The following is a 26,466-nucleotide window of genomic DNA, read 5'->3' as shown; positions in this document are numbered from 1 at the left end:
CAATTGGCCCATCGCAAGCTGCCGTTGCTGACACGCTATGTCGCAGAAATGACGAAAGTGCCGTCGATCCCTGCCGACTCCATACCTCGTCAGGACGTCACGCGCTTGAGCAAGGGTGTTTTATGACGACCGATACAGCTTCATTCGAAGTGCTGCCCGAAAGCGAGCCGCACGATCCCGTCAATGCTGCGCGCAATCGGTTGGTGATTGGACTGTTGCTCGTTTCGACCTTCGTGGTGTTTCTCAACGAAACGATCATGAGCGTCGCCATTCCACACCTGATGACGGACCTACGTGTCAGCGCAGGCACGGCGCAGTGGCTGACCACTGCCTTTCTGCTGACCATGGCGATCGTCATTCCGATCACAGGCTTTTTGCTGCAACGGATCAACACACGTCCGATCTTCATGATCGCCATGTCTGTTTTCACAGCCGGCACAATGCTGTGTGCAGTATCGCCGGGCGTCGAACTCCTGATCACCGGCCGCGTCGTGCAGGCGATCGGAACCGCGATCATGATGCCGCTGCTCATGACCACAGTCATGACGCTGGTTCCCCCTGAAGGGCGCGGCAAAATCATGGGCAATATTTCTATCGTCATGTCCGTGGCACCGGCGCTCGGCCCCACCATCGGCGGGTTCATTCTCGAACACTACGACTGGCGCTTCATGTTCTATTTCACCCTACCCATCGCCATTCTGGCGTTGGCGATCGGTGTCAGCCGCATCCGCAATGTGTCGACCCCGCGCTATGCTCCGCTCGATGTGCTCTCGGTGATCCTGTCCGCTTTTGCCTTTGGCGGTCTCGTTTATGGACTGTCGAGCCTTGGTGAAGGGGCTGAGCATCCCTCTCCCATTCCTGCCTGGCTGCCGATTGCGGTCGGTCTTGCCGCCATGGCGGGGTTTGCCTGGCGCCAGTTCAGGCTGCAGGAGCAGGACAGGGCTCTGCTCGATCTGCGCACGCTGCAGCATCGTAACTATACCTTGGCGCTCGTGACCATGGGTGTTGCAATGGTGGCGTTGTTGGGCAGCTCCATCCTCTTGCCCATCTACACCCAGACCGTGCTTGGGCTCTCCACCCAGCAGACCGGCCTGATGCTCCTGCCGGGTGGGTTGACCATGGGTGTTCTCGGCCCGATCGTGGGCCGGCTTTATGACCGCGTCGGCCCCACGCCACTCCTTGTTCCCGGCGTCACGACAGTTTCGGCTGTTATGTGGGCTCTGACCCTTGTGGGTGTGGATACACCGGTTTGGGCGGTGGTTGCCGGCCACATCGTTCTCAGCATCGGGCTCGCCTTCACCTTCACTCCGCTCTTTACCGCCTCTATGAGTTCGGTGCCGCCCAGGTTCTATTCCCATGCCAGTGCTATTCTGGGCACAGTGCAGCAGGTGGCGGGCGCAGCCGGGATCGCGCTTTTTGTGGCGGTTATGTCTCTGCAATCGGCCAGCGCCGTTGCAGTGGGCGTCGAACAGACCGAAGCGCTCGCTTCGGGCATTCGCGCCGGGTTCATGTGCGGCGCGGTTGTGTCGCTGCTGATGATTGCGGCGGCCACGTTCGTAAGGCGCCCGCCGGTTGTTCCCGGTGCTCCCGCTCCGGTCATGGGCCACTAAGCCAAACGGCGCTCCTTGGGAGCGCCGTTTTTCGTTACACCGAATTTTTGCGCTCAGCGCTCGCTCAATCGCGGCATGAGTTCGACGAAGTTGCAGGGCTTGTGACGGTAGTCGAGCTGATGGGTGAGGATACCCTCCCAAGCGTCGCGGCAAGCGCCACGCGAGCCTGGCAGGCAGAAAACGAAGGTTGTCCCAATGAGCCCTGCAGTTGCCCGAGACTGCAGCGAGCTCGTGCCCACCGTTGTCGATGAATACTGATGGAAGAGCACGGAAAAGCCTTCCATGCGCTTGTCGAACAGGGGCTCGACGGCTTCCGGGGTCACATCGCGTCCCGAAAAACCCGTTCCACCCGTGGTCAGGATCACATCGACATGCGGATGGGCGACATAGCTCTGAACAGCGGCGCGGATCAGCTGGATATCGTCTCGCACCACCTGGCGCTCGAAGCAGGAATGTCCATCCGCTTCAAGCAGAGATTTCAGCAGCGCGCCGCCCGTATCTGTTTCCAGCGTCCGCGTATCGGATACGGCGATGACGGCAATCGAGAGAGCTTTGAAGGCGCGGTCTTCATGCAGTTCCGTTTTGAACATCGGATCTCGTTTCCAGCGTTTCTATCAATTCTTCGGGCACGGCGGCTTCGGTCCGGATCACTACCACGTCGGTCATCTCGCCATCTGCGCGCGGATCAAGCACCAGCGATTCCGGCGTAACCTGCTTGTCGTTACCCATGGGCTGGAAGGGCGCACGCTCAGCGGCATCGACGCTCTTGCGGACACGCATGCGCAGGAAGGCGAACCCGGCCACCACGGCGTGAAAGAGCGCGGTGACAATGAAGAGGGCCGCTGGCGTGATAGAACTCATGAGCATGGAGGCCACGGCGGGTCCGATCGCAAGGCCGATTCCCAGGATCAGCAGCATGCCACCGGCGATCTTGGCGAAATTGCCGTCGCTGGCAAAATCGTTCGCATGGGCAACAGCGATCGGATAGAGCGGATTGGCGGCAAGTCCATAAAGGGCGAAAAGCACATACATCACCCACCCGGCGGCCGGGTTGATGATTACGATCAAGACCCCGACAAGGGCGGAAAAGCTGCCGAGGCCAATCATCACAAGGCGCCTGTCGATCCGGTCCGACAAGCGGCCGAAAGGGATCTGGGACACCGCACCGGCAATCGCGGCGATGGCGAACAGCAAGGCTATACCGGCAGCATCGAGCCCCTGCTCATAGCCATAAACCGGCGCGAGCGTGCCGAAGGCGCCGTTGGCCATACCGCAGCAAAACGCGGCGACCGCGGCAACGGGAGAGGTCTTTATCAGCAATGGAAGGTCGAGCTTGGCCGAGGCCAGCGGCCGTGGCTGCGGGCTCGAGGTCAGCGCCGGTGGCATCAAGGCGCAGATGAAGCTGATGGCGCCGATGACGAAGGGCAGATATCCCGCCGTGCCGGTGATCGACATCGCCATCTGCCCTACGGTGGAGGCCGCAAGATTGATGGTGACATAGATCGAGAAGATCGTGCCGCGGCTCTTGTTGTCGGAAACCTCGTTGAGCCAGCTTTCAACGATCATCGCCGCGCCCGCAAAGCAAAAGCCTGACAAGGCGCGCAGGACGATCCAGCCGACATCGTTGATCCAAAGAAGATTAAGAAGGATCGTCACCGTGCCGATTGCTGCCATCACCGAAAAGGCCCGGATATGGCCGACATTGCGCACGATCAGGGGCACGGCAATCGAGCCGGCAACAAAGCCAACGGACCAGCCCGTGCCGATCAGGCCAAGCGCAAGAAGCGAGAAGTTTTCTTCTGCGCCGCGCACCGAGAGCAGGAGGCCCTGCAAGCCGCCCCCGAACATAAGAAGGGCGGAGCCCAAAAACAGGGCGTAGATCTTGACGACGGAAGCCATGGCGCTCGGTAGTTTTGGTCAGCAGCGAAACGTTGCAAATCACGTGAACATGACCATAACGCGACCGCTCTTCAGGGAAAGGGCGGATTTGGGTACGTACCGCAAAAAGTTTAGGCCTGTTCCCTTCGCGGAGAAGGCTGCTTGCGCCCTAGCTAAGGCCCAGTGCTTCCATTCGCATCTTGAGGCTGAGCAGGTCATGCCAAGCCTGCTGCTTGGCGGCTGGATTGCGCAGCAGATAAGCCGGATGCAGCGTGGGCAGGGCAGGGACCTCATGATTGCCCAAAGTGACGTCTTGCCAGCGGCCGCGCATCTTGATGATGCCAGCGGTGGTCCGCAGCACGGTCTGCATGGCAGGACCGCCCAGGGTGAGCACGAGTTTGGGCGCGACCAGTTCAGCCTGGCGATGGAGAAAGGGGAGGCAGAGTTCCATCTCTTCCGGCGTCGGCGTGCGATTGCCGGGGGGACGCCAGGGCACAGTGTTGACAATATAGACCTTGGTGCGATCAAGGCCTATCGCGCCGAGCATCCGGTCGAGCAATTGTCCAGAGCGACCGACAAAGGGCTTGCCCTGCCGATCCTCTTCAGCGCCCGGCGCTTCTCCGATCAGCATGATCTGGGCTTCGGGATTGCCATCGGCAAAAACGAGTTGCGTTGCGCGGAACTTGAGGCTGCAGCCGTCATAGGCCTCGAGCACCGAGCGCAATTGGTCGAGCGTGGCAGCGGAAGCCGCCAGTTTCCGCGCCTCGGTAGGATCGCCCAGAATGGCCTGTGTGCCGGTCAGCAGCGGCGCCGGAGCTTCCCCACCCGGTTGTTGTTGCGGCCGCTGCGGCGATGGCGCGGCGGTGCTGGAGGCAGGCTGCGCAAAACGGTCGACAGGATCCTCACCCACGGCAAGATCCACGCCGGCGGCGCGGTACCAGTCCAGCACGGCAAGCAGTTCGGCCTTGTTGAGTTCTCGACCTTGAGACATGGGCCCGGTTATGTCACACCGCAGCGAAGGCGACCAGTCGCCGATCACGAGGATGCATCAACGATGGCAGAAGCCGGCAATCGCGAAACGCTTTCGACCGATGTGCTCGTCGTCGGCGCCGGGCCATCCGGGCTTGCTGCCGCTATCAGGCTCAAGCAGCGCTTTCCGCATCTGGCTGTGACGGTGGTGGAAAAGTCGGCCGAAATCGGTGGACATATCCTGTCCGGCGCCGTGATGGACCCGGTTGGGCTCGATGCCCTGATTCCAGATTGGCGCCTCAAGGGTGCTCCGGTCGGGCCTCAGGTGATGCTCGACACGTATCACTACCTGACCGCCAAGGGCGATTTCGCGGTCCCCCACGCGCTTGTGCCGCCGCAGATGAAGACGCCAGGCGGCGTCATCACGAGCCTCGGGCGTCTCGTGCAATGGCTTGGGGAACAGGCCATCGAGCTGGGCGTCGACATCTTCCCCATGACTGCGGCCATAGATGTGCTGCGATCCGAAGGAGGGCCGGTGCGCGGCGTCATCACCGGAGATCTGGGCCGCGACATCGAGGGCAATCCTAAATCGAGCTTTGCCGAGGGCATTGCCCTTGAAGCCAAATATACCCTGATCGCCGAGGGGGCCCGGGGCTCTCTCGCCAAGCAGATCATCGGCGACTATGCGCTCGGTCGCGAGCCACAGAAATATGGCCTCGGCATCAAGGAAATCTGGGAAGTTCCGGAAGACAAGCACCGGGAGGGCCAGGTCGACCACTATCTCGGCTTCCCGCTCGGCAATGATACGGCCGGTGGCGGCTTCGTTTATCATGCCGAAGATCGAAAGCTCTATGTCGGGCTCGTCACCTATCTCGATTATGCAGATCCCACCTTGTCTCCGTTCGACGAGTTTCAGCGTTTCAAGACCCACCCGTCGCTTGCACGTCTGCTCGAAGGCGGAACGCGTCTGAGCTATGGTGCAAGGGCCGTGACGGCCGGCGGGTGGCAGTCCATGCCCACTTTGGCTTTTCCGGGGGGTGGACTGATCGGCTGCTCGGCCGGTTTCATGAACGCGCCGCGGCTCAAGGCCATCCACAATGCGATCCTGTCGGGGATCGGGGCGGCCGACACGGTTGGCGCTGCCATCGAAGCAGGCCGGCAGCAGGACCTGCTCGAAGATCTCGAGCCGACCATATTGCGCACGGGGATCGGCAAGGAACTGCAATCGGTCGCCAATGCCAAGCCCCTCTGGAGCCGGCTCGGAACCGTTCTGGGCTCCATAGCCATTGGCGCGGATCTGTGGACGGCCACACTCTTTGGCCGGTCTCCCCTCCGGCTCAAACGGCAGGGGGCGCCGGACTTCGCCAAGCTGCGCAAACGCGCAGAAGTCAAGGGACGCAGCTATCCACGCGCGGATGGCAAACTGACCTTTGATCGGACCTCCTCCGTTTTTCTTGCCAATCTCGCGCATGACGAAGATCAGCCGGTTCACCTCCGTCTCGCCGATCCGACCATTCCGGTAGGTGAAAATCTGCCGCTCTATGGCGAACCTGCGCCGCTTTATTGCCCTGCAGGGGTGTATGAAGTTGCCGAGGAAGGCGGTGCGCCGGTATTCCGCATCCACGCTGCCAATTGCGTGCATTGCAAAACCTGCGACATCAAGGACCCGGCCCAGAACATCACCTGGGTGCCCCCGGAGGGCGGGAGCGGCCCCAACTACAGCGGAATGTGACCGTCGCCGCTGCGCTTTGCCTTGCGGCGCAGTCGCAAAACGGACAATCTTTGCCGCCAAATCCTGCCTTCGTGGCTCAGGGAGACATCTGCAACGTGAACCTGCTTTCCAACCGACTGGCTCGCCCCCTCTTTGCGGCATTGATCGCGGCCGCTCTTGTGCCGTCCGCGTCTGCCCAAACTGCCAGCTCCACAATTTACGACATGCTGCAGTTGTTCCGCCCGAGCGCGACGGGGTCCTATCTTGCGGGCCGGCAAGCGCTGGGCGAACTGCACACAGGTGAGGCTGCGCGCTATTTCAACGAGGCCGCGCAAGGGGACTGGGACAACCCGGTTCTGATCGAGCGCTCTTTTATCGCCTTCGCAGCCAATGGGCAGGTGCAGCAATCCGCTCAGGTCGCCAAGCGTCTGATCGAGTTGATCGGCACCAATGAGCTGGCTCAGCTGGTTGTTGCGACCCAGGCCGTCAAGGAACGGCGTTATGGCGCAGCGGAGCGGGCCATGGGTGAGCTGTCGCAAGACACTTTCACCGGCATCACCGCCGGTATTCTCCGCGCCTGGGCCATGGTGGGTGAGGGCCGGGTGGCCGAAGCCGATAGCCTCATGGTCGAACTCGGCAGCACCGGCCTCGAGGATTTCCTGGTCTTCCATCGCGCACTGATGGCCGAGGTGGCCGGCCAGCGGGACAAGGCAATGGACCTGGCGCAGCGCGCCTATGACAACGAGCCTTACGTGGCTCGGATGGTCGAAATCTATGCGCGCATGCTGGCCAATGACGGGCAGTTCGAAGCCGCCTCCGATGTGATCGCTGCGTTCGAGGAGCGCGGGCTGACCCATCCGCTGGTCACTGTGGTCAAGCAGTCCGTGGAGGCGCGGCGCCGTCCGGGCGTCTTCGCCACCAGCGTGCAGATCGGCGCGTCCGAAATGTTCCACGGGATGGGCGTTGCGCTCTCGCGCGACGGCAGTTCCGACCTTGCCATGGTGTTCCTCCGGCTTGGCCAGTATCTTGATCCGCAGGCCGATGTCATCGGTCTTGCCGTGGGGTCGCTGTTCGATGCCTCAGGCCAGCACGAAAGCGCCAATGCGGTTTATGACGCGATCCCCTCTGCCTCTGCCATGAAGCCGCTGGCCGTCGTGCGGATCGCCCAAAACCTTGATTCGATGGGCGATCGGGCTGAAGCCTTGCGGCGCCTGCGCAATATCGTGGCGACCCGGCCCGATGATCTCGACGCCGTCTCCGTACTCGGCGATCTCTTGCGCTATGACGAGCAATATACCGAAGCCGCCGATGCCTATACCAAGGCCCTTGAGATCTCGGGCGGCGAAGCCCCTGCCGACTGGCGATTCTATTATGTTCGCGGCATCGCCTATGAACGCGCCAAGGAGTGGCCGCAAGCAGAAACCGATTTTCTCAAGGCGCTCGATCTCAATCCAGGCCAGCCGGCCGTGCTCAACTATCTCGGCTATAGCTGGATCGACATGGACATGCATCTCGAACGTGCCCTCGAAATGATCGAACAGGCTGTCGAGGCGCAACCCCAGGACGGGTATATCGTCGATTCCCTTGGCTGGGCCTTCTACAAACTCGGCCGGATAGATGAGGCGGTGGAGACGCTGGAGCGAGCGGTGATGCTGCGGCCCAATGATGCCGAGATCAACGATCACCTCGGAGACGCCTATTGGAAGGCCGGGCGTCGCCTCGAAGCCGGTTTCCAGTGGAACGTTGCCCGCTCGGTCGACGAGGTCGGCAATGTGGCAGAGCGTGTTGCGCCCAAGCTTGTCGACGGTCTCACGCCCGAAACGGAAATCGTGACGGATTAAGCCGCGCATGACGCTTGAATATGTTGAAGCGGCGCCAGCCAAGATCAATCTGGCGCTGCATGTCACGCGCCGTCGCGAAGACGGGTACCACGATCTTGAAAGCCTTGTGGTCTTTGCCGGGATCGCCGACGAACTGACCGCGCGCGAGGCCGCGGAAGATCGTCTTGAAATTTCGGGACCATTCGCTGCCGCTCTCGGCTCCGGGAGCGGTAATCTGGTGATGCGCGCGCTGGCCGCTTTCAGGCAGCGGTGGCCCGATCTGGTGCCGCAGGGATTGGCGCTGCACCTGGTCAAGAACCTGCCGGTCGCGGCAGGGATCGGCGGTGGTTCGGCCGATGCGGCGGCGGCGCTGCGTATGCTCGCCGGCATGGCGCGCCAGGCCGTTCCCATTGCGGAGCTTGCCGATCTTGCTGCAACGCTCGGTGCCGATGTTCCGGCTTGTCTCTTGAGCCGTCCGCTCGTTGCGCGCGGCGTCGGCGAGATTCTTTCTCCGCTGCCCCAGTTCCCCAATTGCCATGTCGTGCTGGTCAATCCCCTGGTGCCGGTCTCGACCCCCGATGTCTTCCGGCGGCTGCGCGCCCACGACAACTATCCTCTGCCCTCGCTGCCGGAGCCACTGACCCGACCGGCGCAACTTGGCTTATGGCTCGCTGAAACCCGCAATGATCTCCAGCCCCCGGCAATCAAGCTCGTGCCGGTAATCGGTGAGATCATCGACGACCTCGCCCAGGCGCAGGGATGTATCCTCGCGCGCATGTCGGGTTCGGGCGCGACGGTATTCGGACTTTTTGGTTCGGAAGGACAGGCGCACCAGGCCGCCCAGCTGCTGCGCGAACGAAATCCCGATCATTGGGTCGCGGCTGCGCCTCTTATCACTGCCTGATCCGGCATGGCGTACAGGAAGATCGCCCTCTTCATCTCCAAGAAGAGGGCGAAGAACTGATCAAGGCTCTGCTCAGAATGCCCGGCTGACGCTATGCCGCACCACATCGGCGAGAATGGTCTTCATCTCGCTTTCAGGAAGCACGGAAAGCGCCTCGACCGCAGCATCGGCATGGGCCCGCGCCTTTTGCAGCGTCCGGTTGAGCGTATCATGACGCTCGAAGATCGCGACAACCTGACTGACTTCGAGATCCGAAGCTTCGATCTTGCCGAGAGCATTGGCGATAGTTGCGCGTTCCGCCTCGCTGCCCTCGGCCAGCGCCAGGATTACGGGCAAGGTCATCTTGCCCTCCCGCAGATCGTCGCCGACATTCTTGCCCAGCGCGCCTGAACTGCCACCATAATCGAGCGCGTCATCGACGAGCTGGAAGGCATTGCCGAGTTCAAGCCCGTATTGGGCAAGTGCGGCGCGGCCTTCACCATCGGCTCCACCCGACATGGCGCCCACTTCGCAGGCGGCCTTGAAGAGGATCGCTGTCTTGGCGCGGATGACCTCGGTATAGTCCGCTTCGGTGGTGGTCAGGTCACCCGTCTTGGCAAGCTGGAATACCTCGCCTTCCGCCATTACGGCAGATGCCGAAGACAGAACGCCAAGCGCTTCGATATCGCCGGTTTCCACCATCATCATGAAGGCCTGACCGAGCAGGAAATCGCCGACCAGAATGGAGGCCTTGTTGCCCCAGACCATGCGGGCTGCCGGCTTGCCGCGACGCATGTCGCTTTCGTCCACCACATCGTCATGCAGCAGCGTAGCATTGTGCATGAATTCGACGGCAGCGGCGAAGTTGACCTCGTTCCCTGCACCTTTGCCAAACAACAGCGCAGCCGCCACGGTGAGCATCGGGCGCAAGCGCTTGCCGCCGCTTTCGATCAGATAGCGCGCAAGTTCGGGCACCATGTCGACATGCGATTCGGCCCTGCTCAGGATCAGACGATTGACCCCGTCCATTTCCTCGGCGGTGGCCGCCAGGAGTTTGTCGACTGCGTTGCCTTCCGGCATGCTTTTCTTCTGGGTCAGAACAGAGACCGCCATTACCGTCCTCGTTTGCCGCGCGGCGGCAAATCGGTTGAGCCTGCTATATCAGCGCATGTAAGCTCGCGCAGAACCAGCCTTCAGGGTGCGATGTCCCTAGACCAGCCAAGCGACTTTGTAAAACACCAAACCACAACGCGCGATGCCTTTTTGGCCGGGCGGATCACTCTGTCGCAACCTCGGCACGGCTTTCGCGCGGGGCTTGATAGCGTGTTGCTGGGTGCCTCGGTGCCCGAGCACACCTCTAGCCTGCTCGATCTCGGGGCCGGAGTGGGCACGGCTGGGCTTGTGGCCCTGGCCCTCGACCGGGCGCAGTCGACCACGCTGCTCGAGCGTCACGAAGAAACGGCTGAGATGGCTCGGCGCAACGCTGTCGAGAACGGCTTTGCCGCACGCTGCGAAATCCTCTGCCTTGATATTCTTGCGTCCGGTATCACCCGACGCGCAGCAGGGCTGAGGGAAAACAACTATCGAAGCGTCATCGCCAATCCCCCGTTTTTCGGCGCAGGTCAGGGAACGCTTGCGCCTCAAGCAAGCCGCGCTGACGCAAGGCACATGGGGCGCGAAGCCCTAGATGGTTGGGTGCGCTGTGCGGCAGGCGCCGCTGCTGGAGGCGGAGACTTTACCATCGTTTATCCGGCAAGTGGCCTTGCCGACATTCTGGGGGCCATGGAGGGACGGTTCGGTGCATTGACGGTACTCCCGCTCGCGCCGCGGGCCGGACAGGCTGCCAGCCGTGTGCTCGTCCGCGGCATCAAGGGGTCAAGGACACCGTTGACGCTTTTGGCCACGCGAGCCCTGCACGAACAGTCGGGCCGCAGTTTTGCGCCTGAATTTGACGCCATTTTCCGTGGGCAAGCTGCCCTTGTCTGGTAATTGGCGTCGGTCATGCCTAAATCAGCGATAATCATGGGAGAGGACATGGCCGATCTGACCGCATCCAAAGGCAATTGGTTGAGCCGCCTCTTCCGCCGGACCACCGTCATTCCCGTTGTGCGCCTTTATGGCGTGATTAGCGCCGAACAGCGGCCTGGCCGGCTCAACATAGAATCGGTCGATCCCCTGCTCAGGCGCGCTTTTGCCATGCGCTCGGCACCTGCTGTTGCCATCGTCGTCAACTCGCCCGGCGGTTCGCCCGTGCAAAGCCGGCTGATTTCCAACCGTATCCGCCAGTTGGCAAACGAGAAAAACAAGCCTGTCCTGATCTTTGTGGAAGATGCTGCGGCTTCGGGCGGCTATTTCATCGCCGTTGCTGGCGACGAGATCTTCGTTGACCCATCCTCCATTGTGGGCTCGATCGGCGTCATCATGGCGGGCTTTGGCTTTGTCGGGGCGCTCGAAAAGCTCGGTGTCGAACGGCGCGTCCATACTGCCGGGCGTAACAAGTCGACGCTCGACCCGTTTTTGCCCGAAAAGCAAGATGACGTAGAGCGCATCAAGCGCTTTGAACTCGACATCCACGAGGTGTTCATCGACCACGTCAAACGCCACCGCCGGGGCCGCCTGCGTGCCGAAGACGATGTGCTGTTCACCGGCGAATGGTGGCCGGGTCTGCGCGGTGTGGAATTGGGTCTGGTGGACGCGGTGGGCGACATGCATCAGGTGCTGCGCGACCGCTACGGGCAGGATGTCTCCCTCAAACCAATTGCGCCCAAGCGCCCCTTCTTCGCTCTTCCCCGCTTCGGTTTTTCAGCCCAGAGCGCTGCCGAAGGGCTTGCCACAACGCTTGAAGATCGCGCCTATTGGGCGCGCCTTGGGCTCTGATCCGGTTCCGCCATGTTCCTGCGCATTCTTCTTATCATCGTGATCGGCCTTGCCGTCTATTTCGGCATCCGCCGCATCTGGAAGGACTGGACCAGGAAATTCGATCGGGACGCGGAGGACGCCAAGCTCCTGCGCCGCCAGCGCGACCTCGAGGAGCGCCAGCGCCCCGACGTCATCGACCTCAAGCGCGACGACGACGGCACGTTCCGGCCGGGGGATCGGCCTGAACCGAAGGATCGATCAGGCAAGTAGGCACTGTTCCCCCAGTGCACCTAACGTAGGCAACCGCCTTGGGCCACACAGCCATTGACCGTTGGGGGCGGTCAAACTAGAGGTTTGTCCCGCATCTTTGCAGGACTTTGCCATGACCACTCGACCCGCTCACATGGACCCGAAGAATTCCTTCCAGGGTCTGATCCTGACGCTGCAGAATTTCTGGGCGGAGCAGGGTTGTGTGGTTCTTCAGCCCTATGACATGCAGATGGGCGCGGGCACGTTCCATACCGCGACCACGCTGCGCGCCCTCGGACCCAAGCCATGGAAGGCTGCCTATGTGCAGCCCTCGCGCCGGCCAAATGATGGCCGCTATGGCGAAAACCCAAATCGCCTGCAGCACTATTATCAGTTCCAGGTGATCCTCAAGCCGTCGCCGGACAATATCCAGCAGCTCTATCTCGACTCGCTCGCCGCCATCGGGCTCGATCAATCGGTTCACGACGTGCGCTTTGTCGAGGACGATTGGGAAAGCCCCACCTTGGGCGCCTGGGGACTGGGCTGGGAATGCTGGTGCGATGGCATGGAAGTGAGCCAGTTCACCTACTTCCAGCAGGTCGCCGGCTTCGAATGCTCGCCGGTTCCGGGCGAAATCACCTACGGGCTCGAACGTCTCGCCATGTATGTCCAGGGGGTTGAGAACGTCTACGACCTCAATTTCAATGGTCGCGAAGGCGCTGATAAGGTGACTTATGGGGATGTATTCCTGCAAAACGAGCAGGAATCGTCCAAGTACAATTTCGAGGCGGCGGACACCGAAATCCTGTTCCGCCACTTCGAAGACGCGGAAAAGGAATGTCGCGCGATCCTGGCCAAGGGCGCCGCTGGCAACCGCCAGACTATGGCTATTCCCGCCTATGAGCAGGTCGTCAAGGCGTCGCATAATTTCAACATGCTCGATGCGCGCGGCGTGATCTCGGTCACCGAGCGGCAGAGCTATATCCTGCGCATCCGCGAATTGGCCAAGGCGTGCGGCGAAGCCTGGTTGCAGACGGCGGGTGGCGGCGCCGAGTAAGCGCCGTTATCGCACCCTCATAACCATCGCCCGGTGTGTCCGGGGGATCCACCCAGAGAACGGATGGGCACCCGGACGGACCGCAGCATTGGTTGGCTGCTAAACCAACTCTGGCGCTTCTACCGAAACGACCGTCAACTTGTGCCGCTTGTCGGCCCGGTCGCGCCAGGTGATGGACTGGCCGGTCTTGAGCCCGATCAGCGCCACCCCGATCGGCGTCATCACCGAAATACGGCCCTGCTCGATATCTGCGTTCACAGGGTAAACCAGTGTCACTGTCTGTTCCTGACCCGTCGCTGTCTCGTAGCTGACGCGCGAGCCCATGCGGACCACACCTGCAGGCAACTTGTCATCGGCAACGACCTTGGCGCGGTCCAGTTCGGTCAGCAACACCTCGGCCAGATCCGGATTGCGGTCGAGACCCGCTTCGCCCAGCGCTTGGAGCGTGCGGTGGTCCGATTGGGTCAGAGTGAGGGGAGGCGTCAGGTCGCGCCGGATTTCGGTCATGGTGTGTCCAATGCAAAAAAGAGCATGCCTCACGCGGGGCGCAAGGCATCATGTCGTCGAGGGAAAATGAAAGTCGCCGTGATCGCAGAGCGCGATCGGCCTTGAGCCCCTAAGCAGGCTCCGGCGTGAGCATGCCTAGGGCATCGATCCTTCGGGGATGAAGGTGCTGTTATGGCTCGGGCGCTTGTTCATGACTCAAAAGCTAGGGATTGGCGCGCCGAAGTCAACCCCGCTCCCCGCCGCCCGTTGCAAACTACAGGGCAAACTGCCAGTGTCCGGCCGAAAGCCTTGAGGGAATGCGCAATGGAATGGCTCATCCTGGCACTGGTGGTTGCGGCTGCCGGTTATGCCATCATCATCTACAACAGCCTCGTCTCGAAGCGGCAGATGGTGCAGGAAGGATGGTCCGGCATCGATGTGCAGCTCAAGCGCCGCACGGACGTCATCCCCAACCTGATGGAAACCGTCACAGGCTATATGAGCCATGAGCGCGAAACGCTCGAGGCCGTCACCAATGCCCGCGCCGCAGCGACCGCAGCCACCAACGGAACACCGGAACAGCGTGCCGCCGCCGAAGGGCAATTGTCTTCAGCTCTAGGTCGGCTGATCGCCACCGCCGAAGCTTATCCGGACCTCAAGGCCAATACGACATTCCTCGAGTTTCAGGAGGCGCTGCAAAGCGTAGAAGACGAGATCCAGATGTCGCGCCGCTACTACAACGGGGCTGTGCGCAACCTCAACATCCAGGTGGAGTCCTTCCCCTCCAATGTCGTGGCGAACACATTCAAATTCACCAAGGCACAATATTTCGAGCTTGAGAACCCGTCCGACCGCCAGGTTCCGAACGTAAAGTTCTGATCCAGATGCCCTTTGCCGTCCGCTTTCTGCTTGCCGCCCTTGTTGTGCTTGTGCTGGCCTTGCCGACGCAGGCGCGCGAAGAAATCCTGTCCTTTGCCAGCGATGTAACGTTGCGGGTGGATGGATCGGTCGCCGTCGTTGAAACCGTCGATGTCAGGTCCGAGATGATCGAGATCCGGCGCGGCATCTATCGTGACATACCGACTGTGCTGCTGGGCCCTTCAGGCAACAAGATCCGGGTGGACTTCGATGTGCACTCGGTGACGCGCAACGGCGCACCAGAAGCATACCGCGTCGAGCGCATGGGCAATTTCCAGCGCATCTGGATTGGTGATTCCAGAGGGTTCATCGGCGCGGGCGACCATCGCTACGTCATCACCTATACCATGGCCCGCATGGCGCGCCCCTTCGAGGAACATGACGAACTTTACTGGAACGCCACCGGCAATTACTGGAATTTTCCGATCCTGCGCTCGGTAGCGCGTGTCACGCTGCCGCAAGGCGCCACCATTACCAAGCTCTCGGCCTATACTGGCGCGCCCGGTTCCACAGAGCAGGCGGTGAGCGTCACCCGGACGTCGGACACCGAGGCGAGCTTTCGGACCCAGCGCATCCTGGACGCAGGCGAGGGGATGACCTTTGCCGTCTCGTTTGAAAAGGGCGTTATCGCCTATCCCGAAGGGTTGGATGCGTTGCTGCAATCGGCTTCGGACCTCAGGGAAATCTGGCTCCCCGTCTTCTCGGTGCTGATTCTGCTCGCCTATAACATGACCGCATGGTGGCATGTCGGTCGTGATCCGCCAAAGGGCACGATCATTCCCCTGTTCCATCCACCCAAGGATTTCTCACCGGCGCTGACCCACTTCGTCCACAGCTGGGGATTTCAGCAAAGCGGCTGGACAGCGTTCACCGCCGCCATCTTCAATCTAGGTGTGCGCGGGCTCGTTGCCATCAGCAATTCCGGCGACGCGCTTTCGGTAAAAACGACCGGCAAATCACCTCAAACCAGCCTTCCCGTCGGCGAAGAGGTGATCTTCCGCTATCTTGAGGGTGAAGGCACGGTCACTGTCGATAAATCCACCGGGCCCAAGCTCAACAGCAAGCGCGGTGAATTCACTGCCGCGATCGAGCGGGAAAACCGCAAGGTCTGGTTCAACCACAATTTCGGCTTCGTGGTCGTCAGTTTCCTGCTCGCCTTTGTCATGATAGGGGCGATGGTGTCTTTCGACGTGCTCGAAATCTTCTGGCTGTTTGCTGCCTTCGTGGGTGGCATCTTTGCCGCCGTAATCGGCTCGCTGATCTTTTCCGCGCTCAGCAAAGGCGGCTTGCGCCTCTTCATCGTGCTGATCTGGGTCGTCGTCGTTGCCTTCAATTCCGGCGGCGGCATGCTCGAAATCTTCTCTTCGTTGACGGTCAATTCCGCAGCCCTGGCCGCCGCTTCACTGATCCTGATCAGCGTGATCTTTGCCGTGCTCATGCGCGCTCCGACCATTCAGGGGCGCAAGGTCATGGATGAGATCGATGGCTTCAAGCTCTATCTCGACACGGCCGAAAAGAACCGGCTCAACATCTCAGGCGAGCCGCCGATGACGGTCGACAGGTTCGAGCGCATTTTGCCCTATGCCATCGCCCTGGGCGTTGAAAAGCCCTGGACCGAACACTTCGAAGGCGAGCTGTCGCGCAATGCCGTCGCTGACCGGGTGGGCACAGATTATAATCCCCGCTGGTATTCGGGACGCAATTTTTCCGCTGGCAATATCACAAGCACGGTCAGTGCGGCGTCTTCGGGCATGGCCGCTGCGATGATCGCGGCTCAGCCTGTTCAGGCCAGTTCGTCCGGGTCCAGCAGCATAGGCGGTGGGGGCGGCGGCTTTTCGGGCGGTGGCGGTGGCGGCGGCGGGGGAGGCGGGTGGTAGACCCAGCAGCCAAAATCGCCGCCAAACCCGCACCCTCTGTGGACAGGCTAGCCCTGCCACGCTAATCACCCTGACGCCTTTCATTCCGGTTGCCCCAAATGCCCGAACTGCTGCTCGAACTCTTCTCCGAGGAAATCCCCGCCCGCTTCCAGCGCCGCGCCGCCGAAGACCTCAAGAAAGCCGTGACCAATGCCCTGGTCGATGCGGGTCTGGTTTACGAGGGTGCCCGCGCCTTTGCGACCCCGCGCCGCCTGGCGTTGACCGTTTCCGGCCTGCCGGTGCGCTCGCCCGATACACGCGAGGAAAAAAAGGGCCCCAAAGTGGGTGCGCCGCAGCCGGCAATCGATGGCTTCCTGCGTTCGGCAGGACTGACCTCGATCGACGAGGCGAAGGTGGAAAGCGACCCGAAAAAGGGTGACTTCTACATTGCCGTGATCGAAAGGCCGGGCGCCGATGCCGTAGCGCTGCTTTCCGGCATTCTGCCCAAGATCCTTGCCGATTTTTCCTGGGCGAAGTCCATGCGCTGGGGCTCGAGCAGCTTTGCCTGGGTGCGTCCCCTGCGCGCAATCACCGCGACCTTCGGCACCGAAAATGACGAGCCGGTCGTTGTGCCATTTGAAACGGCAGGCATCGCCGCCGGGCAGACGAGCTTCGGACATCGTTTCCTTGCCCCGGACGCCATTCGCGTCAAACGGTTTGATGACTACGTGACCGCTCTCGAACGCGCCAAGGTCGTGCTCGATATCGACCGCCGCAAGGAGATCATCAAGGGCGATGCGGACCAGCTTGCCTTTGCCCAGGGCCTGACGGTCATTCACGACGAGGGCCTTCTCGAAGAAGTCGCCGGTCTCGTCGAATGGCCGAATGTGATGCTGGGCTCCTTCGATCCGGAATTTCTGAAGCTTCCCGAAGAAGTCATCATCGCCACCATCCGCGCCAATCAGAAATGCTTCTGCCTGCGTGACGCCAGCGGCAAGCTCGCGCCCAATTTTATCATCACCGCCAACACCATCCCCGCCGATGGTGGAGCCGTGGTGATTGCCGGTAATGAGCGCGTCATCCGGGCGCGTCTTTCCGACGCCGCCTTCTTCTACCAGGGCGACCTCGCCATCCCGCTCGAGCATGGCCTTCCCAAGCTCGAAGACATGGTGTTCCACGCCAAGCTCGGCTCGCAATTCGCCATGGTCGAGCGCCTCGTCGCGCTCGCCGCCGGGATCGCCCCGCTCGTCGGCGCCGATGTCGAGAAAACCAGACGCGCGGCCATGCTCGCCAAAGCCGATCTCGTTACCGGCATGGTCGGCGAATTCCCAGAGCTGCAGGGTTTGATGGGACGGTATTACGCCACTGCCCAGGGCGAACCGGCTGAAATCGCCAACGCGATCGAGATGCACTACAAGCCTGTCGGCCCTTCCGATCGCGTGCCCCATGAGCCGGTGTCGATCGCTGTCGCGCTGGCCGATAAGCTCAACGTCCTGTCCGGATTCTGGTCGATCGACGAAAAGCCCACCGGCTCGCGCGACCCCTTTGCCCTGCGCCGTGCCGCGCTCGGCGTTATCCGCATCGTGACCGAGAATGGGCTCAAATTCCCGCTTTCGGTGGAGGCAGACCTTCTGGCCTTCTTCCACGATCGGCTCAAGGTGTCGTTGCGCGATGCTGGCGCCCGGCATGACCTTGTCGATGCCGTGATCTCTGCCGACAGCAACGATATGCTGCAGATCACCCAGCGCGCCGAGGCACTGTCGTCGCTGCTTTCGAGCGATGATGGCAAGAACCTGCTCGCCGGTTATCGCCGCGCTGCCAACATCCTTGCGGCCGAAGAAAAGAAGGACGGCAAGGCGTATTCAGGCACAGTCGACCAGACAGCGCTGAAGCTGCCCGAGGAAGAAGCGCTGGCCTTTGCCGTCGATGCGGTTCATGCGTCGGTTGCAAGCCATGTCGGCAAGGACGACTACAAGGGCGCCATGGCCGAATTGGCCACCTTGCGCGGGCCGGTCGATGCGTTCTTCACCGCCGTGCTCGTCAACGATACGGATCCGGCCGTCCGCGCCAACCGCCTCAATCTGCTCGCGCGCCTGCGCGACACCATGCACCTGGTGGCCGACTTCGGAAAAGTTGCAGGCTAGGGAGGAACCGCCCCGCATCGCGGCAGTTTGGTATCTCGCCACTTCTGGGGGGAGCTTGCCATGGCTGTCGGACTGATCGCGCTTCTTGACGACGTCGTCAGCCTGGCCAAGGTCGCGGCAGCTTCCCTAGATGACATCGCGGGCCAGGCGGCCCGTGCCGGCGTCAAGGCTGCCGGCGCGGTGATCGACGATGCGGCGGTGACCCCAAGCTATGTGTCCGGCTTTAGCGCGGATCGCGAGTTGCCGATCATCGGGCGCATCGCCTGGGGTTCGGTCAAGAACAAGCTGTTGTTCCTCTTGCCCGCGGCCTTGCTGCTTTCGCTGTTTTTGCCCTGGCTGATCACCCCGCTCCTGATGATCGGCGGGGCCTACCTCTGCTATGAGGGAGCCGAAAAGGTCTTCCACCTTTTTGCGCCGCACCAGGCCGAGCACCACGAGGCAAGCCTCGAGCATACCGCGCTCGAGCCCAGCTCGCTTGAAGAGCAGAAAGTTGCCGGCGCGATCAAGACCGATTTCATCCTCTCCGCCGAGATCATGACCATCATCCTGGCTGCAATCGACGTGCCTGATTTCTGGGCCCGTGCGGCTATTCTGGCCATTGCCGGGATCGGCATCACCGTCATCGTATATGGAGCCGTGGCGCTGATCGTGAAGGCCGACGATATCGGGCTGTGGCTGGCGCGCAATGCCCGCACCGGCGCCGGTCGCGGCTTCGGGCGCAGCATTGTCAGGTTTATGCCCTTTTTCATGCAGGCACTGAGCCTTGTGGGTACCGCGGCCATGACCTGGGTTGGCGGCAGTATCATCGCGCACGGGCTCTACGAGTTCGGCGTCGACGGGCCAGAACACATCATCGAAGCCGCCGCGCACTGGGCCGAACTTACCTTCGCGCCCATTGCTGCCGTCGCCGGCTGGTTTGCCACTGCGCTTGTCGACTTCGTTATCGGTCTGGGCTTGGGTGCGCTGCTGATCCCGGTCGCAGGATATGTCATCAGCCCCGCCTGGAAGGCGCTCAAGAGCATGTTGCCGAAGCGGGCATAAGAGGCTTCAAAGCTCAAGCTATACCGGCGGGGTCAGCGGTACCGCCTTTTTCTGCTTGAAGGGCGCCATGCCTTCGCGGGCCAGCTCGTCGGCGCGTTCGTTGAGTTCGTCGCCCGCATGGCCCTTGACCCAGTGCCAGGAGATGTCGTGACGCTTGGTGGCCTCGTCGAGCGCCTGCCAGAGTTCGACATTCTTGACAGGCTTCTTGTCGGCTGTGCGCCAGCCGTTTTTCTTCCAGCCGTGAATCCAGCCCTGCACGCCATTTTTGACATATTGGCTATCGGTATGGATCTCGACGGTGCAGGCGCGTGTCAGGGCGTTGAGCGCCATGATCGCGGCGGTCAATTCCATCTTGTTGTTGGTCGTGAGCGCTTCGCCGCCCTTGAGTTCCTTGCGATGCTGGCCAAACTGCAGGATCGCGCCCCAGCCGCCCGGACCCGGATTGCCCGAGCAGGCACCGTCCGTGTGGATGATGACCGGTTCGCTCATCGTCCCGAGGCCGTTTCCAGCGTCCGCAGCACCTTGGGGATATTGAAGGCGATCCGCTCTTCCGCCGTAGTCTTGGTTTCGACCTTCACGTCATAGCGCGCCGCAAAGGCGTCGAGCACCTCGACAACGAGGCTTTCCGGGGCGGACGCGCCGGCGCTGACCCCAAGCGATTTGATGTCGCCATAAACCGACCAGTCGATTTCGCTGGCGCGATCGACAAGGGTCGCGATTCTGCAGCCGGCGCGCAAGGCGACCTCGACAAGACGCTGCGAGTTGGACGAATTCGGCGAGCCCACGACAATCATGGCCTCGACCATGGGCGCCACCGCCTTGATGGCTTCCTGGCGATTGGTCGTGGCGTAGCAGATATCTTCCTTGTGCGGCCCGTTGATGGCCGGGAAACGCGCCTTGAGCGCGGCAACGATCTCGCGCGTGTCGTCGACGCTCAGCGTCGTCTGCGTAACGAAAGCCAGAGTATCAGGGTTCTTGGGCACGAAGCGATTGGCATCCTCGACCGTTTCGATCAGCGTCACTGCGCCGGGCGGTAACTGGCCCATCGTACCGACCACTTCGGGATGTCCTTCGTGGCCGATCAGCACGATCTCGTGCCCTTCCTCGAAATGGCGCTGCGCTTCCACATGCACCTTGCTCACCAGCGGGCAGGTCGCATCGAGAAAGAACATGTTGCGGCTCCTGGCGTCCGCCGGCACGCTCTTGGGCACGCCGTGGGCGGAAAACACCACCGGCGACTCGGTTTCGGGGATCTCGTCGAGTTCTTCGACAAACACCGCGCCCTTGGCCTTGAGGCCTTCCACAACATATTTGTTGTGAACAATGGCATGGCGCACATAGACGGGCGCGCCATATTTTTCGAGCGCAAGCTCGACGATCTGGATGGCGCGATCGACGCCGGCACAAAAACCGCGTGGCGCGCAAAGAACTATGTCGAGGTGTGGCCGCTTTTCCATGAGAGATCAGATGCTTTCCGCGCCCCCTCAAGTCAAGTGCTGTTGCAGCCGGGCGGGGGCCTGAGGCAATATGAGGCGACAATGAAATCATGGACGGTCGGCCGGTGAGTCTTGCGCAGGAAATGTTTGCAATCGCCCCTGCGCAGGGAAAGGCAAATCTCACCGCCGCACAGCTTAAGCTCCTGGCGGGCAAGGCGCGGTGGATCTTTCGCGTGGGCGAGGCGGGGTTTCCGACTGTGCCCACCATTGCCATCACGCGCGCTGCCTGGGAGGCGCTGCAGGCCGAACGCACCCGCCAGGATATTCGCCTGCGCACCCATTGGGTGTCCTGCCTTTTCAAACTTGTGAGCAAGGATGGTAAGCCGCCGGCCCTTGTGGTGCGCACCTCGGCAGCAACCCACAATAGCGGGCTGCAACCGGCGCGCACCGGGATTGCCGCTCCGGCAGCGCCCGAAGATTCGGTTGATCCCACGCGGGCGCTCGCCAAAGCCATCAAGCAGGCGTTTGACAGCTACGGGTTTTCTCCGAAAGGCTGGAGTTTCCGGCAGGAGGATGACCGCGCCCGCCAGATCGTTCTAGTGCAGGCAGAAGCGGAAGGCGAGATCGAGCAGTTTCTGACCCGCAATGCGACAACCGGCGCCATTGGACCCGCCGCGCTTAACGGGGCGCCACTCCCCCGATCGCCGGAAAGCGTCGGTTCCCTGATTTCCCTGCTCGATAGCAAGGCGGGCCGGCATATGGCGTGCCTCGTATCGAGCCATCGCGGCAAGCTGCAGTTTTTATCGGCGCGGCCGGTGCAAGCCTCTGCTGCCGCAGAGCTCGAAGCTGCGGTCGACCGGGTTCAGCACAAGGTCTGGTCACCGCACAATGCTGTCAGTCGCGTCGATCCCAATCGGCTTTCCCAATTGCTGCATCCGCGCATCAAATCCACCGACGAGGTGAACCCGATTGCGACTGGGCTCGGCGTTGCGCCGGGTGCGGCGAGCGGCATCATCACCTTTTCGGCCGAAGACGCGGCGCGGCTGCGGGCCCGGGGCAAGCACTGCATTCTGGTGGTCAACGAAACCGGCCCTGCCGACATCGAAGGCATGAAGGCGGCAACCGGCATCCTGACCGCCCGCGGCGGCATGTCGAGCCATGCTGGCGTTATTGCGCGCATCACCGGCAAGCCCTGTGTTGCCGGCGTTCGTACGCTTTCGGTGGATACGGTCGAAATGGTGTGCCGGATCGGGGCGCGCGAGTTCCGGCCCGGCGATCGGCTGACTATCGACGGCAGCGACGGCTCGGTTTACCTCGGTACGTTGCCCCTGGCACAGCCCCATATCGGGGGCGCCATCGGCACGTTGCTCGGATGGTCTGATGCGAGCCGCTCGATCTCGGTGCGCACCAATGTGGAAACTGTTGAATCGGCGGCAACGGCCCTCAGTTTTGGGGCGGAAGGCATTGGCCTTGCCCGATCCGAACACATGTTCTTTTCGCCCGAGCGCATGGTGGCGCTGCGCCGGATGATCCTTTCGGAAGACGAGGAAGCGCGCAGCCTTGCCGTAAACGGGCTCGTGGATTTCCAGACCGGCGACTATGAGGCGCTGTTTTCGGTCATGGGAGGATTGCCCGTAACGGTGCGTCTCTTCGATCCGCCCTTGCATGAATTCTTGCCGCGCACCGATGAGGAAATTGAGGAAACAGCAGCTTCCCTCGGCGTTGCAGTGCGGGCGCTCAAGATGCGATTGGATCGAATCGCCGAGATCAACCCCATGCTTGGGCATCGCGGAGTGCGACTTGCGATCACCTATCCCGAGATTCTGCAGATGCAGATGCAGGCCGTAATCGCGGGCGCGCGTGCTGCGAGCGAAAAGACCAGCAAGCCCGTGCCCGTCGAAGTCATGGTGCCTTTTGTTTCGACGGCCAGCGAAGTCGCATGGGTGCGCGACCGCGCCATGGCCATCGTTGCCAATGCGGGGCTCGACCGGTCCGACAGGGTCAAATTTTCGTTTGGTACCATGATCGAATTGCCGCGCGCCTGCCTCAGGGCAGGGGACATTGCCGGCATGGTGGACTTCATTTCCTTTGGCACCAATGACTTGACGCAGACGACGTTTGGAATCTCGCGCGACGACGCCCCGACCTTCCTTGCGGTCTACCAACGCAAAGGCATCTACGAGCGCGATCCCTTTGTTACCATTGACGAAAAAGGCGTTGGCGAGATGATCGCGATTGCGATCGAACGCGGCAGGGCAGCCAATCCGCGCCTCAAGATCGGCATCTGCGGCGAGCATGCCGGAGATCCCGGCTCGCTCAAATTCTTCTCGGGCCTGGGTGTCGATTACGTCAGCTGCTCGCCCTATCGCGTGCCGGTTGCGCGGTTGACCCTGGCGCAGGCTTCAACGTGAAATCCGTTTGCCCCATTCACATGTCGGCCATAGGTCACGATATAGAACGTGACGAACATTGATCGGAATGGAGGATTGCGCGGGTGAACAAGGCAAAGGCTCTGGCGGCACTGGCACTGACGTGCATGACGATGGTGATCCCAGCCATGGGGCAGACCGGCGGGCAGTGCGCTGCAATCGGCAGTGATACCGAGCGACTCGCCTGCTATGACCGCGTTTTCCGCGACGGCGCCGCAGCGAGCGAAGCCTTGTCGGTCTCCTTCGAATCCGAGCAGTTGATCCCTGCTCGACCCAGCGGTCGCGCTCCGGCGACGATGACAATATCGTGTTCCGCCGGAACCCTGGGCGTCGCTTTCGCTTATGCGGGAAATACCATGTCGGCGCTTGGCAGGGATGCTGGCATCACCTGGCAGGTCGATCTGCAAGCCGCGCGCAGCCGCACCCTGCCGGTCAACGACACCAATACCGCGCTACTTCTCGACAACACCCCAGATTCCTTGGACTTTCTAGGCATGCTCGTGGGTGGAAACAATCTGACGACCCGCGTGACGCCGGTTAATTCTCGCTCCCTGTCCGTGCGCTTCAATCTTGCCGGAGTGCTCGAGGCGGTGGAGCCGGTTCGAGCAGCCTGTAGCTGACGCGGCTGCGACAAATCCGCCAGTCATAATTCTGCCGCCGCTCTGCCGCGGTTTGACCCCGCGCACGCCAAGCTGCGCATTTACTCGGCGCTAACCCTAATCAGAGATCATCACAAACATCGGCATTTTAGCGTCACTTTTGTCGATCTAGTTCGTGTTGTGTAGCGTTGAGTATTGTAAATGGCCCATCCACACCGGCCGGACGTGCAGTCGCACGCGGTCAGAGCGGTTCGCCGGGGAGCGCCTGTCGCCAGGACGATGGCCGCAGGTCTTGTCGCTTCCCTTGCCTATCTGGGCCTTGCTGCCGGCGCCTTCGGTCCGCCGTCGGATCTGCCTGTTGTTGAAGCCAGTCTTTCGGCTCCGGACCCATCCCTGGCAAGCCTGAGCTATTTTGGCGTCGATCCGGTGATCACCGGATCGGTCGATCACCTTTTTGCTTCGGCCAGCTTCACCGGGCCCAATCGCTCCGAAAAGACCGATCGCTACAAGCCGGAAGTCGACGTCGTCGCCTTCTCGCAGAATTTCGAGGAAGCGCGCATCCGCATCGCGGCGCTGCGCGGGACCGAGATCGATCCGGAAACGCTTGGACAATCGCGCATCGCTTCGCTTGATGCGGAAGACCGCACGGACGGGCCGCGCATGTCCGTCGCCTCGATCAGTCCTTCGACCGCCGCCGCCCTTGATGCGATTGCCGGCATTGCTCCGCAGACCGCCTCGCTCGGCGGCGCACCGGGCAATCCATTGCCGGCCCTGGCGTCGGAGCAGCTGGCCTATGCACGGGCCAATGCGCCGGTGACCGGCGCCTATTCCACAACGGAAGCGCAGCAGGTTTCCGACAAGGAACAATGGTGTCTCGCGACGGCAATCTATTTCGAAGCGCGTGGAGAGGTTTACCGGGGCCAGGTTGCCGTCGCCCAGGTGGTGATGAACCGGGTGAAGGATCATCGTTATCCCGATACGATCTGCGGCGTCGTGTTCCAGAACCAGCATCGGCGAAATGCCTGCCAGTTCTCCTTTGCCTGCGATGGCATTCCGGAAGTCGTGACCGAGCGGGAATCCTGGGCTCAGGCCGACGATATCGCCAGCCGCTACCTGCAGGGCGAGCTCTACCTGACCGAAGTGGGCGATGCGACGCATTACCACGCAACCTATGTGCGTCCCGCCTGGGCCCCGCGCATGGACAAGGTCACCCAGATCGGGCTGCACGTCTTCTATAAATTCAAGCGCGGCTGGATGTTCGGCTAGCAATAAAGGAAGCTGGCGCTCGCAGTGCAGCCGCGGGTGCTGGCGCGGGAGGGCAGCCTTTTATAGGTCGCGACCGAAACGTAGGAATTGCCCCGATAGGTGCCGAAACTGGTCCAGCCTCCATTGCTCCAGCTTGAAAAGCTGAACGATCTCTGAGACTTAGCTGTGTTTACGCCTGGGTAGAGAACATTGGGCGAGGCGATGCCGTCGCTTGAATAGGTGCCGGTAGCCGTAGTGGTTACGGTGACATAGCTGACCCGGCCGGCCTCGATCTTCTTGACGAGTGCCGTACTGATCGGATCGGTTGAAACCCAGTCCTCATGCGTTACGCCTGCAATCTCGCTGAAGCGCACCAGCTTGCCCGGATCGATCCCATCGCCAGCAGCCGGAGCCACCGCAAGCATCGCCGCTGCGACGACAGAGGCGAGACGCAGGGCAGGGATGGTAGAGGTCATAGCAAACGTCCCATTCTGATCCAGAGCGAAGATGCGATGTTAACGGATCAGTAACCATAAGGTCGATGCCGGGCCAGAGTTTCCTTAACTGATGGTTAATTGTCGCGCCCATTCAGCGGGCGGGGACAAGGGCGTTGATAGATTCGAACGTGGCGATGAAACGGTCATAGGCTTGCCGCGTCGGCCAGGGCTGAATGAGCCGGTCGAACTGTTCTACTTCGAAGGCAGCATGGCCTGGCTCGCCGAAAAGTTTTATGGCCTCATCGGGATCAAAGCCGGCCAGGTGGGTCGCTTCGAAATAGGCCGCTTCCTGATCGGCGCGCTTCATCTGCTTGCGGACGGCGGCACTGACTGTGGCGGGCAGGGAGAAGCGCAGGTAAATGGCTGATAGGAGACGGTTTTCTATGTCCTTGTAGTTGCCGCCCATCACCGCCTTGAACGGAGAAATGATGTCGCCCATGACATATTCGGGCGCATCGTGCAGCAGGGCCTGCATCTGGCTATGGGCGGTGCAATCGGGATTACCGGCGCGGAAAAGCTCGAAAACCAGAACCGAATGCTGGGCGACCGAGAACGGGTAATCGCCGGTGGTTTGCCCGTTCCAGCGGGCGACGCGGGCCAGCCCATGGGCGATGTCGGTCAGCTCCACATCTACGGGGGAAGGATCGAGGATATCAAGGCGGCGACCCGACAGCATACGCTGCCAGGCACGGGCATTTGTGCGTGCCATTGTTTGGTATTGGTTGTGGTTTGGTTAGCATCTGGTGAGCACAAGCCATAGCAGATGCACCCGATTCGAA

24 protein-coding genes are annotated in these 26,466 nt (G+C 61.5%); 15 read left to right on the top strand and 9 right to left on the bottom strand.

Annotated elements, in window-relative coordinates; translation table 11 throughout:
* Positions 1-122 precede the first annotated feature (122 nt).
* Positions 123-1,610 carry an MDR family MFS transporter gene (locus BM364_RS11875; RefSeq protein WP_092424833.1) on the top strand — a complete coding sequence of 496 codons (1,488 nt, stop codon included), beginning with the start codon at positions 123-125 and terminating at the stop codon, positions 1,608-1,610.
* Positions 1,611-1,663: 53 nt separating this feature from the next.
* Here the strand turns inward: BM364_RS11875 and moaB are convergent, their stop codons facing one another.
* The 3 genes from moaB to BM364_RS11860 all read right to left on the bottom strand — a co-directional run bounded on the left by moaB (position 1,664) and on the right by BM364_RS11860 (position 4,479).
* Complete coding sequence (gene moaB / locus BM364_RS11870; RefSeq protein ID WP_092424831.1) at positions 1,664-2,200, bottom strand: molybdenum cofactor biosynthesis protein B; 537 nt, start codon at positions 2,198-2,200, stop codon at positions 1,664-1,666.
* Positions 2,178-3,509 carry an MFS transporter gene (locus BM364_RS11865; protein WP_092424829.1) on the bottom strand — a complete coding sequence of 444 codons (1,332 nt, stop codon included), beginning with the start codon at positions 3,507-3,509 and terminating at the stop codon, positions 2,178-2,180. The genes moaB and BM364_RS11865 overlap by 23 nt, the downstream gene beginning before the upstream one ends.
* 148 nt (positions 3,510-3,657) lie before the next feature.
* Complete coding sequence (locus tag BM364_RS11860) at positions 3,658-4,479, bottom strand: uracil-DNA glycosylase (protein ID WP_092424827.1); 822 nt, start codon at positions 4,477-4,479, stop codon at positions 3,658-3,660.
* Positions 4,480-4,542: 63 nt separating this feature from the next.
* Here BM364_RS11860 and BM364_RS11855 point away from each other — a divergent pair, with 63 nt between their 5' ends.
* The 3 genes from BM364_RS11855 to BM364_RS11845 all read left to right on the top strand — a co-directional run bounded on the left by BM364_RS11855 (position 4,543) and on the right by BM364_RS11845 (position 8,892).
* Entirely contained in the window at positions 4,543-6,189 is a 1,647-nt protein-coding gene (locus BM364_RS11855; RefSeq protein WP_092424825.1) for an electron transfer flavoprotein-ubiquinone oxidoreductase, read from the top strand.
* Between the two features lie 95 nt (positions 6,190-6,284).
* Positions 6,285-8,009, top strand: a complete 1,725-nt coding sequence (locus BM364_RS11850; RefSeq protein WP_139232579.1) for a tetratricopeptide repeat protein — start codon at positions 6,285-6,287, stop codon at positions 8,007-8,009.
* Between the two features lie 7 nt (positions 8,010-8,016).
* Complete coding sequence (locus BM364_RS11845) at positions 8,017-8,892, top strand: 4-(cytidine 5'-diphospho)-2-C-methyl-D-erythritol kinase (protein WP_092424821.1); 876 nt, start codon at positions 8,017-8,019, stop codon at positions 8,890-8,892.
* A gap of 72 nt (positions 8,893-8,964) precedes the next feature.
* Here the strand turns inward: BM364_RS11845 and BM364_RS11840 are convergent, their stop codons facing one another.
* Positions 8,965-9,984 (bottom strand): polyprenyl synthetase family protein, encoded by a 1,020-nt coding sequence (locus BM364_RS11840; protein WP_092424819.1) that lies wholly within the window; start codon positions 9,982-9,984, stop codon positions 8,965-8,967.
* A 210-nt stretch (positions 9,985-10,194) separates the two neighbouring features.
* On the opposite strand from BM364_RS11840, the gene BM364_RS11835 reads away from it, so the two are divergent.
* From BM364_RS11835 to BM364_RS11820, 4 genes are all read left to right on the top strand, one after another.
* Complete coding sequence (locus BM364_RS11835; protein WP_175528581.1) at positions 10,195-10,860, top strand: tRNA1(Val) (adenine(37)-N6)-methyltransferase; 666 nt, start codon at positions 10,195-10,197, stop codon at positions 10,858-10,860.
* Positions 10,861-10,905: 45 nt separating this feature from the next.
* Positions 10,906-11,748, top strand: a complete 843-nt coding sequence (locus BM364_RS11830) for a S49 family peptidase (RefSeq protein WP_092425337.1) — start codon at positions 10,906-10,908, stop codon at positions 11,746-11,748.
* A gap of 12 nt (positions 11,749-11,760) precedes the next feature.
* On the top strand, positions 11,761-12,000 hold the full coding sequence (locus tag BM364_RS11825) for a hypothetical protein (RefSeq protein WP_092424815.1): 240 nt from the start codon (positions 11,761-11,763) through the stop codon (positions 11,998-12,000).
* A 112-nt stretch (positions 12,001-12,112) separates the two neighbouring features.
* Positions 12,113-13,036: a glycine--tRNA ligase subunit alpha gene (locus BM364_RS11820; RefSeq protein WP_244542856.1), complete on the top strand. Its 924-nt coding sequence runs from the start codon at positions 12,113-12,115 to the stop codon at positions 13,034-13,036.
* Positions 13,037-13,135: 99 nt separating this feature from the next.
* Here BM364_RS11820 and rnk read toward each other — a convergent pair whose 3' ends face one another.
* Positions 13,136-13,543, bottom strand: coding sequence for a nucleoside diphosphate kinase regulator (rnk, locus tag BM364_RS11815; RefSeq protein WP_092424811.1), 408 nt, complete (start codon positions 13,541-13,543; stop codon positions 13,136-13,138).
* 303 nt (positions 13,544-13,846) lie between these two features.
* Between rnk and BM364_RS11810 the strand changes: the two genes are divergently transcribed.
* The 4 genes from BM364_RS11810 to BM364_RS11795 all read left to right on the top strand — a co-directional run bounded on the left by BM364_RS11810 (position 13,847) and on the right by BM364_RS11795 (position 19,481).
* Positions 13,847-14,401 (top strand): LemA family protein, encoded by a 555-nt coding sequence (locus BM364_RS11810; RefSeq protein WP_092424809.1) that lies wholly within the window; start codon positions 13,847-13,849, stop codon positions 14,399-14,401.
* Positions 14,402-14,406: 5 nt separating this feature from the next.
* A complete protein-coding gene (locus BM364_RS11805; RefSeq protein ID WP_092424807.1) occupies positions 14,407-16,317 on the top strand; it encodes a DUF2207 domain-containing protein in 1,911 nt (636 codons plus the stop codon).
* A gap of 98 nt (positions 16,318-16,415) precedes the next feature.
* Positions 16,416-18,440 (top strand): glycine--tRNA ligase subunit beta, encoded by a 2,025-nt coding sequence (glyS, locus tag BM364_RS11800; protein WP_092424805.1) that lies wholly within the window; start codon positions 16,416-16,418, stop codon positions 18,438-18,440.
* Positions 18,441-18,500: 60 nt separating this feature from the next.
* Positions 18,501-19,481 (top strand): DUF808 domain-containing protein, encoded by a 981-nt coding sequence (locus BM364_RS11795; RefSeq protein WP_092424803.1) that lies wholly within the window; start codon positions 18,501-18,503, stop codon positions 19,479-19,481.
* Between the two features lie 18 nt (positions 19,482-19,499).
* Here the strand turns inward: BM364_RS11795 and rnhA are convergent, their stop codons facing one another.
* Positions 19,500-19,970 carry a ribonuclease HI gene (gene rnhA / locus BM364_RS11790; protein WP_092424801.1) on the bottom strand — a complete coding sequence of 157 codons (471 nt, stop codon included), beginning with the start codon at positions 19,968-19,970 and terminating at the stop codon, positions 19,500-19,502.
* A complete protein-coding gene (ispH, locus tag BM364_RS11785; protein WP_092424799.1) occupies positions 19,967-20,938 on the bottom strand; it encodes a 4-hydroxy-3-methylbut-2-enyl diphosphate reductase in 972 nt (323 codons plus the stop codon). Before ispH ends, rnhA begins: the two co-directional genes overlap by 4 nt.
* 89 nt (positions 20,939-21,027) lie before the next feature.
* Here ispH and BM364_RS11780 point away from each other — a divergent pair, with 89 nt between their 5' ends.
* From BM364_RS11780 to BM364_RS18880, 3 genes are all read left to right on the top strand, one after another.
* The gene (locus tag BM364_RS11780; RefSeq protein ID WP_092424797.1) at positions 21,028-23,328 is read left to right on the top strand and encodes a putative PEP-binding protein; all 2,301 of its coding nucleotides are present in this window, start codon (positions 21,028-21,030) and stop codon (positions 23,326-23,328) included.
* A gap of 83 nt (positions 23,329-23,411) precedes the next feature.
* Positions 23,412-23,966: a hypothetical protein gene (locus BM364_RS11775; protein ID WP_092424795.1), complete on the top strand. Its 555-nt coding sequence runs from the start codon at positions 23,412-23,414 to the stop codon at positions 23,964-23,966.
* 180 nt (positions 23,967-24,146) lie between these two features.
* On the top strand, positions 24,147-25,211 hold the full coding sequence (locus BM364_RS18880) for a cell wall hydrolase (protein ID WP_092424793.1): 1,065 nt from the start codon (positions 24,147-24,149) through the stop codon (positions 25,209-25,211).
* Here the strand turns inward: BM364_RS18880 and BM364_RS11765 are convergent.
* Complete coding sequence (locus BM364_RS11765; RefSeq protein WP_092424791.1) at positions 25,208-25,666, bottom strand: hypothetical protein; 459 nt, start codon at positions 25,664-25,666, stop codon at positions 25,208-25,210. The two genes, BM364_RS18880 and BM364_RS11765, sit on opposite strands and share 4 nt — an antisense overlap.
* Before the next feature lie 112 nt (positions 25,667-25,778).
* Positions 25,779-26,396, bottom strand: coding sequence for an HD domain-containing protein (locus BM364_RS11760; protein ID WP_092424789.1), 618 nt, complete (start codon positions 26,394-26,396; stop codon positions 25,779-25,781).
* Positions 26,397-26,466: the final 70 nt, after the last annotated feature.

Source organism: Devosia crocina, assembly GCF_900116545.1.
In the GTDB taxonomy this organism is placed as follows: Bacteria; Pseudomonadota; Alphaproteobacteria; order Rhizobiales; family Devosiaceae; genus Devosia; species Devosia crocina.
Note: the sequence above shows the minus strand (reverse complement) of the source record. Positions and strands in the feature narration are given on the sequence as shown.

What these genes read in the sequence shown, in the direction of transcription:
- BM364_RS11875 (WP_092424833.1), top strand. Translation starts at nt 123, where the DNA reads ATGACGACCGATACAGCTTCATTCGAAGTGCTGCCCGAAAGCGAGCCG.
- moaB (WP_092424831.1), bottom strand. Translation starts at nt 2,200, where the DNA reads ATGTTCAAAACGGAACTGCATGAAGACCGCGCCTTCAAAGCTCTCTCG.
- BM364_RS11865 (WP_092424829.1), bottom strand. Translation starts at nt 3,509, where the DNA reads ATGGCTTCCGTCGTCAAGATCTACGCCCTGTTTTTGGGCTCCGCCCTT.
- BM364_RS11860 (WP_092424827.1), bottom strand. Translation starts at nt 4,479, where the DNA reads ATGTCTCAAGGTCGAGAACTCAACAAGGCCGAACTGCTTGCCGTGCTG.
- BM364_RS11855 (WP_092424825.1), top strand. Translation starts at nt 4,543, where the DNA reads ATGGCAGAAGCCGGCAATCGCGAAACGCTTTCGACCGATGTGCTCGTC.
- BM364_RS11845 (WP_092424821.1), top strand. Translation starts at nt 8,017, where the DNA reads ATGACGCTTGAATATGTTGAAGCGGCGCCAGCCAAGATCAATCTGGCG.
- BM364_RS11840 (WP_092424819.1), bottom strand. Translation starts at nt 9,984, where the DNA reads ATGGCGGTCTCTGTTCTGACCCAGAAGAAAAGCATGCCGGAAGGCAAC.
- BM364_RS11830 (WP_092425337.1), top strand. Translation starts at nt 10,906, where the DNA reads ATGGCCGATCTGACCGCATCCAAAGGCAATTGGTTGAGCCGCCTCTTC.
- BM364_RS11825 (WP_092424815.1), top strand. Translation starts at nt 11,761, where the DNA reads ATGTTCCTGCGCATTCTTCTTATCATCGTGATCGGCCTTGCCGTCTAT.
- BM364_RS11820 (WP_244542856.1), top strand. Translation starts at nt 12,113, where the DNA reads ATGACCACTCGACCCGCTCACATGGACCCGAAGAATTCCTTCCAGGGT.
- rnk (WP_092424811.1), bottom strand. Translation starts at nt 13,543, where the DNA reads ATGACCGAAATCCGGCGCGACCTGACGCCTCCCCTCACTCTGACCCAA.
- BM364_RS11810 (WP_092424809.1), top strand. Translation starts at nt 13,847, where the DNA reads ATGGAATGGCTCATCCTGGCACTGGTGGTTGCGGCTGCCGGTTATGCC.
- BM364_RS11805 (WP_092424807.1), top strand. Translation starts at nt 14,407, where the DNA reads ATGCCCTTTGCCGTCCGCTTTCTGCTTGCCGCCCTTGTTGTGCTTGTG.
- glyS (WP_092424805.1), top strand. Translation starts at nt 16,416, where the DNA reads ATGCCCGAACTGCTGCTCGAACTCTTCTCCGAGGAAATCCCCGCCCGC.
- BM364_RS11795 (WP_092424803.1), top strand. Translation starts at nt 18,501, where the DNA reads ATGGCTGTCGGACTGATCGCGCTTCTTGACGACGTCGTCAGCCTGGCC.
- rnhA (WP_092424801.1), bottom strand. Translation starts at nt 19,970, where the DNA reads ATGAGCGAACCGGTCATCATCCACACGGACGGTGCCTGCTCGGGCAAT.
- ispH (WP_092424799.1), bottom strand. Translation starts at nt 20,938, where the DNA reads ATGGAAAAGCGGCCACACCTCGACATAGTTCTTTGCGCGCCACGCGGT.
- BM364_RS11780 (WP_092424797.1), top strand. Translation starts at nt 21,028, where the DNA reads ATGGACGGTCGGCCGGTGAGTCTTGCGCAGGAAATGTTTGCAATCGCC.
- BM364_RS18880 (WP_092424793.1), top strand. Translation starts at nt 24,147, where the DNA reads ATGGCCCATCCACACCGGCCGGACGTGCAGTCGCACGCGGTCAGAGCG.
- BM364_RS11765 (WP_092424791.1), bottom strand. Translation starts at nt 25,666, where the DNA reads ATGACCTCTACCATCCCTGCCCTGCGTCTCGCCTCTGTCGTCGCAGCG.
- BM364_RS11760 (WP_092424789.1), bottom strand. Translation starts at nt 26,396, where the DNA reads ATGGCACGCACAAATGCCCGTGCCTGGCAGCGTATGCTGTCGGGTCGC.